This is a genomic window from Billgrantia endophytica (genome assembly GCF_002879615.1).
In the GTDB taxonomy this organism is placed as follows: domain Bacteria; phylum Pseudomonadota; class Gammaproteobacteria; order Pseudomonadales; family Halomonadaceae; genus Halomonas; species Halomonas endophytica.
The window spans coordinates 146614-162756 of record NZ_PNRF01000013.1; the positions used below are offsets into that span (position 1 = coordinate 146614).

A 16143-nucleotide genomic window follows, 5' to 3' on the forward strand; every position below is an offset into this window, starting at 1 on the left:
ACTCATGGGCGGCCCTCCCAGCCCTCCGTCACGGCCAGCCAGCGCCCTTCTCCGGGCATGAGCACCGCCACCACCCCTTCGCCATGCCAGGCCAGCAGCAGCCGCTCCCGGGCCCAGGGAGGAAGGTCGTGCTCCTGCAACAGTCGCTTGATATCCCGCGAGCCACGCCCCGGCAGTCGAATCCGCTCGCCGCCTCGGCGTCCGACAAGGCACAACCAGGCCGGCTCGCCATCCTGCCGCAACAGCGTAACCGCAAGCCGACCCAGGGGCGTGGTCAGGGGCGTGACCCCATCCCAACCGGCTTGCCATGAGGCGGGTAACGACGGGGCGGGGGCCAGCAGGTAGAGGTGACTGCGCCATAGGCGTGCTTCGCCACCTGTCCAGCCGACAGACACCCGGGCGTCCTGCCGTGCCGTGAGCTGGTCCAGAAGGGTCGCAAGACGGGCCTCGGGGGGAGTGGTCAGCCCAAGGCGACCGCAGGCATGACGGATCAACAAGCGCCGTCGTCGGCTCGACAACGCCAGCAGCTCCGGTGCCGGCACACGCCCGGGGTCGCCTCCCAGGCGTTCGAGATCCATTTCCGCCAGTTCAGTCAGCAGTGCATCCGCCTCGCCGACGTGCCGGGCGGATCGCGCCAGGGCCTCACTGGCATGGGGCCAGCGTGACCGCAGCAGCGGCATGACGCTTCGCCGGATGAAGTTGCGATCCAGTGTCTCGTCCTCGTTGGAGGGGTCCTCGACCCAGACGAGATCGTGCCGGGCAGCCTCGAGTTCGATCGCGGCTCGGGAGGCTCCCAGAAGCGGGCGTACCAGCGCCCACCCTTGCCGGTCGCGACGCTCCGGCATGGCGGCCAGCCCGCGCGCACCGCTGCCACGCAGCGCGGCGAGCAGGAAGGTCTCGGCCTGGTCGTCACGATGCTGGGCGAGCCAGAGAGTCTCGCCGGGCGAAACCCGTCGGGCAAAGGCCGCATAGCGTGCCTCACGGGCCGCGCCTTCCAGCCCCAGCCCCAGGTGTCGGTCGACGCTCACCGCGTCGACGTACAACGGGACCCCGAGGCGGGAACAGAGACGACGGCAGTGGCGCTCGAAATCGTCGGCGGCGGCCTGAAGGCCATGGTGGACATGGAGAGCATGGAAGGGTCGGGAGTGCCGACGGCAGGCCCTGGCCGCCAGGGTCAGCAACAGCGACGAGTCGAGCCCGCCGGAGAGCCCCACCCAGACGACACGCCCCGGCGGGGTCTGGGCCAGGGCATCGTCGATCAGGGCTTGCAGGGACTCAGCCATGGCACACTCCACAAAGCACCCGGGGCCGATTCGAGCGACGGCCAGGCCAGGCGGAGAAGACCGAGAAAACGCAGTCTACACAGGATTAAATGAGCATTTCGAGGTCGTCTCCAACGACGCATGACCGCGCGCGGAAAAGCCCGTCAAGCAGGGGCTCCATAGCTCATCAGCCTCCCATACCGCCGCTCGAGCAGGGCCTCGGTATCCATGGCCCCGAGGCGGTCCAGGCTGGCCAGCAGGGCTTCCTTGATACGCTCGGCGGTAGACAGCGGATGACGGTGCGCGCCACCCAGCGGCTCCTCGATGAGGGTGTCGACGAAGCCCAGCTCCTTCAGTCGTTCCGCCGTGATGCCCATGGCCTGGGCAGCATCGGAGGCCTTCTCGGCGCTCTTCCACAGAATCGAGGCACAGCCTTCCGGAGAGATGACCGAATAGGTGGAATACTGCAGCATGGTCAGCTCGTCGCAGACGCCGATGGCCAATGCGCCGCCGGAGCCGCCCTCTCCCACCACGGTGGCGAGGATCGGCGTCCTCAGGCGCGACATCACCGCCAGGTTGTAGGCAATGGCCTCCGACTGGCCACGCTCCTCGGCATCGATGCCCGGATAGGCGCCCGGCGTATCGATGAAGGTCAGAACCGGCATATTGAAGCGCTCGGCCATCTCCATCAGGCGGCACGCCTTGCGGTAGCCCTCGGGACGCGGCATGCCGAAGTTACGGCGCACCTTTTCCTTTACCTCACGGCCCTTCTGGTGACCGATGACCATGACCGGGCGGTCATCCAGCCGTGCCACCCCACCCACGATGGCCGGGTCGTCGGCAAAGCGGCGATCGCCATGCAGCTCGTCGAAATCGGTGAAGATGTGCTCGAGATAATCCAGCGTGTAGGGGCGCTGGGGATGGCGCGACAGCTGGGAGACCTGCCAGGGGCTCAGCCCCCGGAAGATGGACTCGGTGAGCTTGCGGCTCTTCTCTTCGAGGCGCGCGATCTCGTCGCTGAGGTTGAGCTGGCTATCGTTGCCGACCAGGCGCAGCTCTTCGATCTTGGCCTGGAGTTCGGCAATGGGTTGTTCGAAATCGAGATAGTTGGGATTCATAGTGGCTGGGCCGCCTTGTCATTGCTGTCGCCGGGGCATGATGAACGCTGTTCGTCCCGGAAGCCATAAAATCGAGTGTCGGGCATTATCGCACCCTCAACGCACGGCGCAAGGCAGGACTCGAGGTGTTATCGCTGCGGCCTGCCCCCGGCGCGGTTAGATCCTAGACCTTGCCCAGCACCGCTCGGCAGCCATTTCAAGCCGATTTTTAACGCCGTATGACCGAGCACAGGCACTTCTCGCAGAACTAGCGGTACTTCAGCCGCACCCCATCCTGCCCCTCCACCTCACGCAGCGCGATCAGCAGCTCGTCGCTGGGAGCCACCTTCCACTGCTCGGCCAGTTCCAGCCAGCCGGTGGCCTCGTCGTTGCGGTAGCGCAGGCGCACCGGCAAACCCTCGGCATCGCGGTACGGCGCCAGGCTGTCATGCAGGCTATCCGCCAGGCGACCGTTGACCCTGGAGCCGTCCAGCGACAGCTCCACGGCTTCGCCATAGCGGGCGCGTGCCGCCACCATGGGGGTGATGTCCTTGCCCCGCAGGCGCAGTCCGCCAGAGTAATCGTCGCTGGATACCTCGCCCTCGACGATCAGCACCTGCTCGGTGTCCAGCTTGCCGCGCAAGGTCTCGAAGAGTTCGCCGAACAGAGACGCCTCGATGCGCCCGGTACGGTCGTCCAACGTCAGGAAGGCCATGGTGTCGCCACGCTTGGACTTCATGGTGCGCACCCCGACCACCAGGCCGGCGACCCGCTGCGGCTCGCGAGAAGGCTTGAGGTCGCTGATACGCGTCGAGACGAAGCGCTTGAGTTCCTGCTCGTACTCGTCGATGGGATGCCCGGTCAGGTAGAGTCCCAGCGTCTCCTTCTCACCCGCCAGGCGCTCCTTGTCGGTCCAGTCGCGAGCCTGTTGGTAAGCCTCGTAGGGATCGGCTTCCGCTTCATCGGCGAAGGCCTCGCCGAACATGTCGATGATCCCCAGGTTCTGATTGGCCTGTGTCTGGGCGGCCGCCTTGAGCGCATCCTCCATGGCCGCGGTGAGAACGGCCCGGCTCGGCCCCAGGGTATCCAGGGCCCCGGAGCGGATCAGCGCTTCCAGGGTGCGCTTGTTCATACGCTTCGGGTCGACCCGACGGCAGAAATCGAACAGGTCCGTGAAGGGGCCCCCGGCATCGCGAGCCTCGACGATGGCGCCGATCGGCCCTTCGCCCACACCGCGAATGGCGCCCAGGCCGTAGACCACCCGTGCATCGACATCGACGGTGAACTTGTACCCGCCCACGTTGACGTCCGGCGGGGTCACGGTAAGCCCCAGATTACGGCACTCCTCGATCAACGGCACCACCTTGTCGAGGTTGTCCATCTCGGTGGAGATGACCGCCGCCATGAATGGCCCGGGGTAGTGCGTCTTGAGCCACGCCGTCTGGTAGGAGACCAGGGCATAGGCCGCGGAGTGGGACTTGTTGAACCCGTAGCCGGCGAATTTTTCCACCAGATCGAAGATGTTGCCGGCCAGCTCCTTGTCGATGCCGTTTTCCGCGCAGCCGTCCATGAAACCAGCCCGCTGCTTGGCCATCTCCTCGGGTTTCTTCTTGCCCATGGCACGACGGAGCATATCGGCCTGACCCAGGCTGTAGCCCGCCATCACCTGGGCGATCTGCATCACCTGCTCCTGGTAAAGGATGATGCCGTAGGTCGGTTCCAGCACCGGCTTGAGCAGCTCATGCTGGTAGTCCGGATGCGGGTAGGCGAGCTCGGCACGGCCATGCTTGCGGTTGATGAAGTCGTCGACCATGCCCGACTGCAGGGGGCCGGGGCGGAACAGCGCCACCAGGGCGATCATGTCATCCAGCGAGTCGGGCAGCAGTCGCTTGATCAACTCCTTCATACCGCGGGACTCGAGCTGGAACACCGCCGTCGTCTCGGCACGCTTGAGCATCTCGAAGGTCGGGGCGTCATCCAACGGAATACTGTCGATATCCAGCGAACCTTCGCCTGCCGCCGCGCGCACCTTGTCGACCATCTCCAGCGCCCAGTCGATGATGGTCAAGGTACGCAGGCCCAGGAAGTCGAACTTGACCAGGCCGGCGTCCTCGATGTCGTTCTTGTCGAACTGCACCACCAGCCCCGAGCCGTCCTCGTCACACAGCAGCGGCGAAAAGTCGGTGAGCTTGGTCGGCGCGATCACCACGCCGCCGGCGTGCTTGCCGGTGCCGCGGGTGATGCCTTCGAGCTTGACTGCCATTTCCCAGATTTCCTGGGCTTCCTCGTCGTTCTCGATGAACGTCTTGAGTGCCGGCTCCTGCTCGATGGCCTTGGACAGCGTCATGCCCACTTCGAAGGGAATCAGCTTCGAAAGCTTGTCGCCCAGTGAATAGGGGCGGCCCTGGGCCCGGGCCACGTCGCGCACCACCGCCTTCGCCGCCATGGTGCCGAACGTGACGATCTGCGATACCGCATTGCGGCCGTAGCGGTCGGCCACGTACTCGATGACCCGGTCGCGTTTCTCCATGCAGAAGTCGACGTCGAAGTCGGGCATCGAGACCCGCTCCGGGTTGAGAAAACGCTCGAACAGCAGATCGTAGCCGATGGGGTCCAGGTCGGTGATCTTCTGCGCATAGGCCACCAGCGAGCCGGCACCGGAACCACGCCCCGGTCCCACCGGGACGTTGTTGTCCTTGGCCCACTGAATGAAGTCCATCACGATCAGGAAGTAGCCGGGGAACCCCATCTGGATGATGACGTTGAGCTCGAAGTCCAGGCGCTCCCGATAACGCGTCTCTATCTCGGCGAATTCGGCGCCACCTCGCGGGTAGCGCTCGGCGGGGAAGAGGAAGTCGAGGCGGTCGACGAGGCCATCATGGGACACCTTACGGAAGAACTCGTCCTGGGTCATGCCCTCGGGGATCTCGAACTCCGGCAGGAAAATCTCGCCAAGGCGTACCTCCACGTTGCAGCGCGCGGCGATCATCATGCTGTTCTCGAGCGCCTCGGGAACGTCCGAGAAGAGTTCATTCATCTCTTCCGGGCTCTTGAGGTACTGCTCCTCGGTGTAGCGATGTTCGCGCCTGGGATCGTCCAGCGCCTTGCCCTCGCCGATGGAAACCCGTGTCTCATGGGCCCAGAAGTCCTCTCGCTCGAGAAAGCGTACGTCATTGGTCGCCACGACCGGCGTCCCGCTCTCCACGGCCAGCGCAACCGAGAGATGAACGCACTCCTCTTCCAGCGGCCGGCCGGTACGTACCAGCTCCAGGTAGAAGCGTCCGGGGAAGGCGGCGTTCCACTCGTCGAGCAGTGCCCGCGCTTCGTCCCGGTGGTCGGAGAGCAGATAGCGGCCGACTTCCCCGTCGCGGCCGCCGGACAGCGCAATCAACCCTTCGCTCTGCTGGAGCACCCACGCCCTGTCGAGCAGCGCCCTGCCCTGCCGCTGGCCCTCCATCCAGCCGCGGGAAATCAGCTCGGTGAGGTTACGATAGCCGATGTCGTTCATGGCCAGCAGGGTCAGCCGGTAGGGGTGGCCCTCGTCCAGGGGGTTGGTCAGCCACAGGTCGGAACCGATGATCGGCTTGAGCCCGGCCCCCTGGGCGCCACGATAGAACTTGACCAGGCCGAAGAGATTGGCTTCATCGGTTACCGCCAGAGCCGGCATGCCCCGCTCCGCGGTGGCCTTGATCAGCGGCTTGAGACGCACCAGGCCGTCGACCAGGGAATACTCGGTGTGAACGCGAAGATGTACGAATGGCGTGGTCATGGCGGGCTCGGGCGTTGCTGGGCAAAGGAATCGGTGTGCAGCGTACCGCGCTGGCGCGGCTCACGACAGGGCCAATTGGCCTCTCACCGGACCGAAGGAGCGGCGATGCTCGGACAGGGGGCCGAGACGTTCCAGCGCCGCCAGGTGTTCCGGGGTCGGATAGCCCTTGTGCCGGGCGAATCCATAGGCGGGGTGCAGACCGTCCAGGGTGATCATCTGCGCATCCCGCGCCACCTTGGCCAGTATCGAGGCCGCCGCAATGGCGGGGTGGCGGGCATCGCCCTTGACCACCGCCTGGCCGGGAACATGATGCCCGGGCAGCCGATTACCGTCCACCAGCAGGTACTCGGCCATCACCGGGAGGCCGTCGATGGCCCGGCGCATCGCCAGGTGAGTGGCATGGTAGATATTGAGTTCGTCGATTTCCGCGACGGACGCCTCGGCGATCGCGAAGGCCAGGGCCTTCTCGCGGATCTCGACATCGAGCTGCTCGCGACGCCGCGCGGTGAGCTTCTTGGAATCGGCCAGGCCCTCGATCGGGCGCAGCGGGTCCAGAATCACCGCCGCCGCCACGACGGCACCGATCAGCGGACCACGCCCCACCTCATCGACTCCGGCCAGCAGGGTGCCCCGGTACTCGATCACCAGCGGAGGCATCTCGCATGGGTTCATCGCTCGCTCCTCTTGTCATCGACTACCTCTGACGTGGCGCTTTCCCCTAGGGTGTCGCGCTCCCCCGGCCCGGCTTTCGGCTGTCCCTCGGGCATTGACCCTGACGACACGCTCTCCGGCAATGGCCGGCCCTCGACCAGCGCCTCGATCGCCTCGGCGGCACGCCGGCTGGCATCTCGCTGGAGCCCCGCATGCATCCCGGCAAAGCGGGCCTCGAGAGAGGCGCGGCCCTCGGCATCGTCGAGCATCGCTCCCAGTCGCTCGGCAATCGCCGGTGCATTGGCCTCATCCTGGATCAACTCGGGTACCAGGGTCTCGCGAGCGATCAGGTTGGGCAGCGATATCCATTCCGACTTCACCAGGCGCTTGGCCAGCCAGTGGGTGGCGGGGGCCATCCGGTAGGCTACCAGCATGGAGCGGTGGCAGAACATCGCCTCCAGCGCCGCCGTGCCCGATGCCAGCAGCACGACATCCGCAGCCACCATGGCCTCCCGGGCCCGGCCATCGATCAGTGTGACGCTTCCTGCCAGCGCGGGGCGCTGTGACAAGAGAACGCACAGCTCCTCACGCCGCTGGGGTGTCGCTGCCGGAATGACGACCCTGAGGCCGGGGCGCGCCCGGCACAGCCGCTCGGCGGAGTCGAGGAAAGTGCTGCCGAGAAAGCGGATTTCATTGGCACGGGAGCCGGGCAGCAGCGCCAGCAGCGAGGTGGTCTCGTCACTCGCGCCTTCGAGGCCCAGCGCCGCCCGGGCGGCCTTGCGGTCGTTGACCAGGGGCAGCTCGTCGGCCAAGGGGTGGCCAACGAAGGCTACCGGCACCCGATGGCGGGTGTAGAAAGCGGCTTCGAAGGGCAGGAAGGTGAGCATGGCGTCCACGGACCGGGCAATCCCCTTGACCCTGCCCTGGCGCCAGGCCCAGACCGAAGGGCTGACATAGTGGGCCGTGGTGATGCCGGACTCTCGCAGTTGACGCTCTAGCCCCAGATTGAAGTCGGGTGCGTCGATCCCGATCATGATGTCGGGCTGCCAGGCCAGGGCATCGGCCTTCAGGGTACGACGCACGCGTATCAGTTCGGGAAGGTGCTTGATGACCTCCACCAGGCCCATTACCGAAAGGGTCTCCAGGGGAAAGCGGCTGTCGATGCCTTCCCCGATCATGCCCGGCCCGCCGATGCCGCGGAATTCCACCTCAGGATGGCGCTGCTTCAGGGCGCGCATCAGGCCGGCACCTAGCGTGTCGCCGGAGAGCTCGCCCGCGACGAGGTAGATACGCCTTATCCTCTTCATAACCGCGTCATGTCTTTGCCATGTCAGCGAATGATGCCCCGTTTCGAGACCTCGATCGACGCAACGAAGGCGTCGGTTTCGGGAAGCTGATGGCGGCTCCTGATCTCGGCCAGCGCCTGCTCCACGGTCAGTCCCTGTCGATAGACCAGCTTGTAGGAGTCGGTCAACGCCCTGATCGCTTCCTGAGAGAAGCCCCGGCGCTTGAGTCCCACCAGGTTGAGACCATGGATCTTGGCCGGGTTGCCGTTGATCATCACATAGGAAGGGGTGTCCTTGGTAATGATGGACCCTCCCCCCGCCATGGCATAGGCTCCAAAGTGACAGAACTGGTGGATCGCGGACAGCCCGCCCAGGATGGCGAAATCGCCCAGCGTGACGTGACCGGCAAGCGTTACCTGGTTGGCGAGAACACAGTCGCTGCCGATGATGCAGTCGTGTCCCACATGGACATAGGCCATGAACAGGTTGCGTGAGCCGATCGTGGTCTCGCCCCGGTCCTGTGAGGTGCCGCGGTGCAGGGTGGCTCCCTCACGAATGATATTGTCATCTCCCATCACCAGCCGCGTCGGTTCGCCGGCATATTTCTTGTCCTGGCAGTCTTCGCCCACGGAAGCGAACTGGAAGATGCGGGTGCGGGCTCCCAGCACGGTGGGGCCCTTGATCACCACATGGGGGCCAATACGACTACCGGGCCCGATCTCGACGTCGGGCCCGATCACGGAAAAAGGTCCGACCTCGACATCCTCGGCCAGACGCGCCCCGGGGTCGACGATGGCAGTGGTATGTATCAAGCAACCTTCCTCTCGGCACAGATGATGTCGGCCTCACAGGCCAGCTCACCGTCTACGGTAGCACGACAGGCGAACTTCCAGATGCCGCGTTTTTCACGTTCGACCCTGGCTTCCAGCATCAGACGGTCGCCTGGCATGACAGGGCGTTTGAAACGCACGTTGTCGCTGCCCACCAGGTAATAGACATAGCCATCGGCCGGTAGCTTGTTGACGGTCTTGAAACCCAGGATGCCGCATACCTGTGCCAAGGCCTCGAGTACCAGCACGCCGGGCATGATCGGGTGATGCGGAAAATGCCCGTTGAAGAACGGCTCGTTGATGCTGACATTCTTGTAGCCAACGATACGCTCGCCGAGCGCCAGCTCCATCACCCGGTCCACCAGCAGAAAGGGGTAGCGGTGCGGTAGATATTCACGAATCTCGTTGATGTCCATTACCATCGAAGCGACCTCTGAAATGAAATAGGGAAACCAACGGCGGAACGGCGACGATGCCGTGTTCAGCCTCCCGAACTACCCGCACAGGATGAGGAACCGCAGGCGAGGGATTATAGCGACGCCTGTCCAGGCCTCAACCCTCCTGGTCGCGCTTTTCGAGCCTGGCCAAGCGCCGGGCAATGTCGTCCAACTGCTTGAAGCGCACCGCATTCTTGCGCCATTGCGCATTCTGCATGGCACCCGTGCCCGATGAATAGATGCCCGGTTCATGAATCGAGTTGGTGACCAGGCTCATCCCGGTGACCTGCACGCCGTCACAGATGGTCAGATGACCGGATAGCCCCACGCCACCACCAAGCATGCAATTCCTGCCGACCTGGGTGGAGCCGGCGATACCGACACAGCCCGCCAAGGCACTGTGATCGCCGATACGCACGTTGTGAGCGATCTGCACCTGGCTGTCTATCTTGACGTCATTACCGATCACGGTGTCATCAAGCGCTCCGCGATCGATGCTCGAACAGCTGCCCACCTCGACGTCGTCGCCCATCACCACGCCACCCAACTGGGCAATCTTGTGCCAGCGGCCACCATCGTGGGCGAAACCGAAACCGTCGCCGCCGATCACGCAGCCACTATGCAGGATCGCTCGCTCTCCGATCACCACGCCATGACAGACGGTCACATTGGGATGCAAGCGGGACCCCGCCCCGATGCGGGAGCGGGAGCCGACCACGCATCCGGCGCCGACCACCACTTCGTCACCCAGTTCCACACCCGACTCGATCACCGCCTGGGGGCCGATCTCGACGCGCTCCCCCACCCGTGCGTCTTCGGCCACCACGGCCGACGGATGAATGCCGCCTGTCGGACGGGCCAGGAAGGGGTCGAAGAGCCGCGAGAGCTGGGCAAAGCCCAGATACGGGTTATCCAGCTCCAGATGATCCACCGGACACTCACCCGCGTGTTCGGGGTGCAGCAGCACCGCTCCTGCGCGGGTACTGGTCAGGTCCTTCAGATAGGAAAGATTCGCCAGAAAGGCGATCTGGTCGGGGCCGGCATCCCTCAGGGTCGCGAGCCCCGTCATGCGGCGCGTTCCGTCACCCACCAGCTTCGCGCCGAGCTGTTCGGCGAGAGCGGCGAGGGTGAATGTTGGGGGGGCAGGTTGCGTCATGAAGGCCTGATAGAAGCAGAGCGCGGCGGCATGCCACCGCGACAGGTCAGTTGAGAGAGTTGAGAATGTCGATGACTTCACCGGTCAGGTTGGGCAGGTCGACATCGGAATGCAGCACGCCCTGGGGCTCCACCAGCACCTGGATGCCGTGACGCTCAATGACCTGCTCAACCGCCTGCTCCAGTTTCGGTTCGGCTTCCTGCAGGAAAGCCTGCTCGGAGCGCATCTGCTCCTCCATGATTTCCTGGCGAAGCTGCTCGAAACGACTGCCTTTCTGCTGGAACTCCTGAACCATCGACTGGCGCTCGGCATCGGAGAAGCTGTCGCCCTGTTGCATGCGCTGCTGCATGCTCTGCAGCTCCTGGCCAAGGGACTGGGCCTCCTGTTGCTGACTGCTGAGGCGGCTCTCCAACTGCTCCATGGAGCGCTGTGCCGCATCGGAAGAGAGCAGCGCCTGGCGCCAGTCCAGCACGGCGACCTCGGCCGAGTAAGCGGGCGATACAAGGGCACCCAGCAGGCCAAACCCGAAAATGGCAATTATCTTACGCATCTTTCTTGTTCCTCGAACGATCGTCGATCAGAAAGTCTGACCCAGGGAGAACTGGAATACCTGGGTGTCGTCACCACTTGCATCGTTGAGCGGTTCGGCAATGCTGAAGGTCAGCGGGCCCACCGGGGTCAGCCAGGAGAGGCCAACGCCTATGCTGTAGCGCAGCTCGCCGAGATCGACGCCGGACGAGCAATTGGAGGGGCCATCACCTTCCACCACCGGGTAACAGTCGGTCAGGAAGGTGTTGCCTGCATCCAGGAAGAAACCGGTCTGGATGGAACGGTGGTCTTCGATGAACGGCATCGGGAACAACAGCTCGGCGCTGCCCTCGACCAGTATGTTACCCCCCAGGGTACGATCACGTCCCGCCTCACGCGGCGTGGTGCGTTCACCCAGGGTATTGGCGGTGAAACCTCGTACGGAGCCCAGCCCCCCGGCATAGAAGTTCTCGTAGAACGGGAAGGGGTCGTCACCGAAGCTATCGGCATAGCCCAGCGTCGAACCGAACTTCAATGCCCAGGATTGCTCCTCATTCAGCGGGAAGATGTGCTGGGCCCGGGCCCGCAGCTTGTAGTATTCAGCGTCGCTGCCCGGTGCCGCGGTCTCCAGGGAAAGCCGCTGATAGTTACCGGCGGTGGGCATGATGCCGCGGTTCAGGTTGTTGCGGGTCCAGCTGGCCGTGAGCTTGAGGCTCTGGGCGCTGTCACCCTGCTCGTCCACATAGCGAACGATCTCGGAGGCGGTATCGCGATAGGTCTTGACCGTCAGGTCCTCGATGCTGGCCCCGAAGTTGAGCCTCGAGAGTTCGCTGATCGGGTAGCCGAAGTTGATCCCCGCCCCATAGGCGTCGGTGGAATAGGTCGAGATATCGGAATCGGCATAGTCGGTTTCACGGTAGAAGACGTTGTAGCCCCGCGAAATGCCGTCCAGGGTCCAGTAGGGATCGGTGAAGCCGAAGTTGACGCTGGTGAAGGTGTCGCTGCGCTGGGCACCGATGTTCACGCGGTTGCCGGTGCCCAGGAAATTGTTCTGGGCCAGCGCCGCACCGTAGATGATCCCGGCACTCTGGGAGAAGCCGATGCTCGCCGAAACCGAGCCGGAGGGCTGCTCCTCGACGGTATAGGTCACATCCAGCTTGTCGGGTTCGCCGGCTACTGGCTGGGTCTCGACATCCACCTGACGGAAGAAGCCCAGGCGCTCCAGGCGGCGACGCGACTGGCTGATCGATTCGGTGGAGGCTGGCGCGCCTTCCATCTGGATCATCTCGCGGCGCAACACCTCGTCCTGGGTGCTGGTGTTGCCGAGGAAGTTGATGCGGCGGACGTAGGCGCGCTGGCCCGCGTCGACCGTGAAGGTCAGGTCCACGACACCGCTATCGGCAGCGGGCTCGGGAACGCCTTCGACCCGGGCGAAGGCAAAGCCTTCGGCGCCCAGGCGGGCACGCAGGGCTTCGGTGGAAGCGGTCACGTCACTGCGGGAGAATATCTGGCCGCTTTCCACCTGCAGCAGGTCGCGCGCCTCGCGCTCGCTGACTTGCATATCGCCGGAAAAGCGGATATCCCCCAGCCGGTACTGGCCTCCTTCGTCAACGTTCACCGTGACGAAGATCTGCGACTTGTCCGGGCTGATCGATACCTGCGTGGACGTGATCGCGAAGTTGACGTAACCGCGGTCAAGGTAGAAGGAACGCAGCCGCTCCAGATCCCCAGCCAAGGCCTCGCGGGAGTACTCGTCGTTCGAAAACCAGCCGAAGAAGCGCCCGGGACGGTCGTTCAGTTCGAAGACGTCGCGCAGTTCGCTGTCGTCGAAGTCACGGTTGCCGACGATGTTGATCTGGTGAATCTTGGCCACGGCACCTTCGTTGATGTCGATGTCGACCTGGACCCGGCCCTCGTCGATTTCACGCACGCTGGCGTCGATACGCGCACTGTAGCGCCCCTGGGCCTGGTAAACGCCTTCCAGCTCCCGTTGGATCTCTTCGAGGGTCGAGAGCTGCAGCACCTGGCCTTCGGACAGCCCGGCTTCGCGCAGACCCTCCCGCAGGTCATCGTCGGAGAGCTGTCGGTTACCGCTGATGTTGAGGCGTGAGATCGTCGGGCGCTCTACCACCTGGATGACCAGCACGTCACCATCCCGAGCCAGCTGGATGTCGTCAAAGAGACCGGTGGCGAAAAGGCTGCGCGCCGCCTCGGCGAGCTCGCGATCATCCACCCTGTCCCGAGCGCTGACGGGGAAGGCGTTGAAGACGGAGGCGGCGGATACCCGCTGCAGCCCCTCCACGCGAATGTCGGAAACTTCAAAAGGTTGGGCCAGTACCGTATTGGAACCGGCCAGCAGCAGAGCCGCCAGTCCGAGGGTCTTGATATTCATGCAGTCGCTTCGCTCGCGTTGATCCACCTGCCCGTCCAGACAGGCACCTTATACATTTGTGCGGGTGACTGACAAGGCTGGAGCCGGGCTCCACCTCCCTGTGTCCCCCCGGGCCGGGGGTAGAGTCGCTCGCTACCAGAGACGCATCAGATCGAAATACAGCGCCATCAGCATCAGCGTGGCGATCATCGCCAGGCCAATGCGCAGACCCAGCGCCTGGGTCCGCTCGGATACCGGTCGGCCGCGGACCGCTTCCACGAAATAATAAAGCAGGTGGCCACCGTCGAGTACCGGAATGGGCAGCAGGTTAAGCACCGCCAGACTGATCGACAGATAAGCCAGGAAACTGATGAAGCTTTCCAGACCGGTACGCGCCGTGTCACCAGCCACTTGGGCGATGGTAATGGGGCCAGACAAGTTTGAAGGCGAGATCAGCCCCACCAGCATCTTGCGGATAGCGCCCAGCGTCAATAGCGTCATGTCACTGGTACGCCCCACCGCTTGCCCCAGGGCCGCCACGGGGCCATAGCGAATCTCGCGCCGATACTCCTCCGGCCACTCCACCGCCTCGACACCCGCGCCAACGTAGCCGATGGCAACACCCGCCTCCAGCTCTCTTTCGCCAGGCACCAGAGCCAGGTCCAGCTGCTCGCCGTCGCGCGCCACTTCGAGTGAGAGCGTGTCACCGGGGCTTGCCCGAACCAGAGTGACGAAGTCCATCCAGTCATCCACGGGCATATCGTTCACGACAAGGATACGGTCGCCGGCCTGAAGCCCCGCCCGGGCGGCGGCCTCACCCTCGATGACCTGCCCCAGTACCGCAGGGAACGGCGGCTGCCAGGGGGTGATGCCCAGGGTGGCCAGCGGCTGCGGCGGGTCCTGGCGTACCAGGTAGTTCTCCACGGGGAGGCGATACTCGCGGGCATCATCGGCGGCATCGTCCCGGGCCTCCAGGGAAAGCTCACCACTCGCACCGATCGAGGCCACCAACCTCAGGTTGATGTCATCCCAGGAACGAACCGAGTCGCCCTGCACCGAGACGATCTCCTGGCCGCTGCGCAGGCCACTGCGATCGGCGGGCGAGTCGGCCGCCACGTCACCGACCACCGGAGCCACCGTGGTGGTGCCGGCCACGAACAGTGCCCAATAGGCCACTATCGCCAACAAAAAGTTGGCCAGCGGCCCGGCCGCCACGATGGCGATGCGCTGCCACACCGTCTTTCGGTTGAAGGCCTGGTCGCGCAGTTCGTCGGGCACCGGCGCTTCCCGCTCGTCGAGCATCTTGACGTAACCGCCCAGTGGAATGGCCGCCACGGCAAACTCCGTCCCGTGTCGATCGACACGGGACCAGAGCGGCTTGCCGAAGCCTACCGAGAAACGCAGCACTTTCACGCCACAGCGGCGCGCCACCCAGTAATGGCCGAACTCATGGAAGGTGATCAGCAGGCCCAGCACCACGATGACGGCCAGCACATTCTGGATCAGGCCCAAGTCAGTCTCCTTGCAAATAACGTCATGGCAGACGAAAGCCGGTGCCAGCTCAACGCCGATTCAGCCAGGCGATCGCCTCGTGGCGAGCGCGGGCGTCTGCCTCGAGAATGCTGCCGAGATCGCTGGCCGCCTCGACCGGCAGGGCATCGCGTGTGCGCGCCACCAGCTCTCCGATACCGGTGAACCCCAGCCTGCCGGTGAGGAAGGCATCGACGGCCACCTCGTTGGCAGCGTTGAGCACCACCGGGGCCGAGCCCTCGTCCGACATGGCCTCGCGGGCCAGGCGCAGACAGGGGAAGAGCTCTTCGTCCGGCGACTCGAACTCCAGGCGCGCCACCTGGAAAAGGTCCAGTGGCGCGACACCGGCGTCGATACGCTCCGGCCAGGCCAACCCGTAGGCGATCGGCGTGCGCATGTCAGGGTTACCCAGCTGAGCGAGCACGGAACCATCGCTGTAGGCGGCCATGGAGTGAACCACGCTCTGGGGGTGTACCACCACCTTCACCTGATCCGGCCGGGCATCGAACAGCCAGCACGCCTCGATCAGCTCCAGCCCCTTGTTCATCAGAGTGGCGCTGTCCACGGATATCTTGCGCCCCATGGACCAGTTCGGGTGGGCGCAGGCCTGCCCCGGCGTCACCGTGGCCAGTTCTTCCGCCGACCAGCCCCGGAAGGGCCCGCCGGAAGCCGTCAGAAGCAACTGCGTGATGCCGTGGCGCGACAGGCCACCACGATGTTCGGTAGGTAGACACTGGTAGATGGCATTGTGTTCGGAATCGATGGGCAACAAGGTGGCGCCGTGCCGCTCGACGGCATCCATGAACAGGGCACCGGACATGACCAGCGCCTCCTTGTTGGCCAATAGTACCCGCTTGCCGGCCTGCACTGCCGCCAGTGTCGGCAACAACCCGGCGGCCCCGACGATGGCCGCCATCACCACATCGACCTCGCTCGCCTCGGCGACCTCGACCAGCGCCTCGGTGCCGACACGCACCTCGATGGCAAGGCCGGCCTCAATGAGCCGACTCCGCAGCCAGCCGGCGTCGGCCTCGCTACCCAGCACGACGACCTCCGGCCGATGTCGCCGACACTGTGCCAGCAAGGCATCCCGGGAACGATGGGCGGTCAAGGCATGCACCCGGTAGCGCGACGGGTGCCGGGCTATCACATCCAGGGTACTGGTGCCGATCGAGCCGGTGGCCCCCAGAACCGTCACGGTCTGCTGATGGTGACAGTCCTCCATG

General features: G+C 64.7%; 12 protein-coding genes. All 12 read right to left on the minus strand.

The genetic code is table 11. The features are described 5' to 3' along the window. Positions 1–2 precede the first annotated feature (2 nt). Complete coding sequence (gene tilS / locus C1H69_RS07320; protein ID WP_102652750.1) at positions 3–1283, minus strand: tRNA lysidine(34) synthetase TilS; 1281 nt, start codon at positions 1281–1283, stop codon at positions 3–5. Between the two features lie 143 nt (positions 1284–1426). After that, entirely contained in the window at positions 1427–2380 is a 954-nt protein-coding gene (gene accA / locus C1H69_RS07325; RefSeq protein WP_102652751.1) for an acetyl-CoA carboxylase carboxyl transferase subunit alpha, read from the minus strand. Positions 2381–2627: 247 nt separating this feature from the next. Then, the gene (dnaE, locus tag C1H69_RS07330; RefSeq protein WP_102652752.1) at positions 2628–6128 is read right to left on the minus strand and encodes a DNA polymerase III subunit alpha; all 3501 of its coding nucleotides are present in this window, start codon (positions 6126–6128) and stop codon (positions 2628–2630) included. 60 nt (positions 6129–6188) lie between these two features. Continuing rightward, a complete protein-coding gene (gene rnhB / locus C1H69_RS07335; RefSeq protein WP_102652753.1) occupies positions 6189–6800 on the minus strand; it encodes a ribonuclease HII in 612 nt (203 codons plus the stop codon). Next, positions 6797–8086 (minus strand): lipid-A-disaccharide synthase, encoded by a 1290-nt coding sequence (gene lpxB, locus C1H69_RS07340; RefSeq protein ID WP_102652754.1) that lies wholly within the window; start codon positions 8084–8086, stop codon positions 6797–6799. The genes rnhB and lpxB overlap by 4 nt, the downstream gene beginning before the upstream one ends. A 23-nt stretch (positions 8087–8109) precedes the next feature. Continuing rightward, entirely contained in the window at positions 8110–8877 is a 768-nt protein-coding gene (lpxA, locus tag C1H69_RS07345) for an acyl-ACP--UDP-N-acetylglucosamine O-acyltransferase (protein ID WP_102652755.1), read from the minus strand. Next, entirely contained in the window at positions 8874–9317 is a 444-nt protein-coding gene (gene fabZ / locus C1H69_RS07350; protein ID WP_102652756.1) for a 3-hydroxyacyl-ACP dehydratase FabZ, read from the minus strand. Before fabZ ends, lpxA begins: the two co-directional genes overlap by 4 nt. A 130-nt stretch (positions 9318–9447) precedes the next feature. Then, the gene (gene lpxD / locus C1H69_RS07355) at positions 9448–10488 is read right to left on the minus strand and encodes a UDP-3-O-(3-hydroxymyristoyl)glucosamine N-acyltransferase (protein WP_102652757.1); all 1041 of its coding nucleotides are present in this window, start codon (positions 10486–10488) and stop codon (positions 9448–9450) included. A gap of 46 nt (positions 10489–10534) precedes the next feature. Then, a complete protein-coding gene (locus tag C1H69_RS07360; RefSeq protein WP_102652758.1) occupies positions 10535–11038 on the minus strand; it encodes an OmpH/Skp family outer membrane protein in 504 nt (167 codons plus the stop codon). A 27-nt stretch (positions 11039–11065) separates the two neighbouring features. Continuing rightward, entirely contained in the window at positions 11066–13408 is a 2343-nt protein-coding gene (gene bamA, locus C1H69_RS07365; protein WP_240609861.1) for an outer membrane protein assembly factor BamA, read from the minus strand. 132 nt (positions 13409–13540) lie between these two features. Continuing rightward, positions 13541–14899: a sigma E protease regulator RseP gene (gene rseP / locus C1H69_RS07370; protein WP_102652759.1), complete on the minus strand. Its 1359-nt coding sequence runs from the start codon at positions 14897–14899 to the stop codon at positions 13541–13543. Between the two features lie 49 nt (positions 14900–14948). Continuing rightward, positions 14949–16142, minus strand: coding sequence for a 1-deoxy-D-xylulose-5-phosphate reductoisomerase (ispC, locus tag C1H69_RS07375; protein ID WP_102652760.1), 1194 nt, complete (start codon positions 16140–16142; stop codon positions 14949–14951). Between the last annotated feature and the right edge of the window lies 1 nt (position 16143).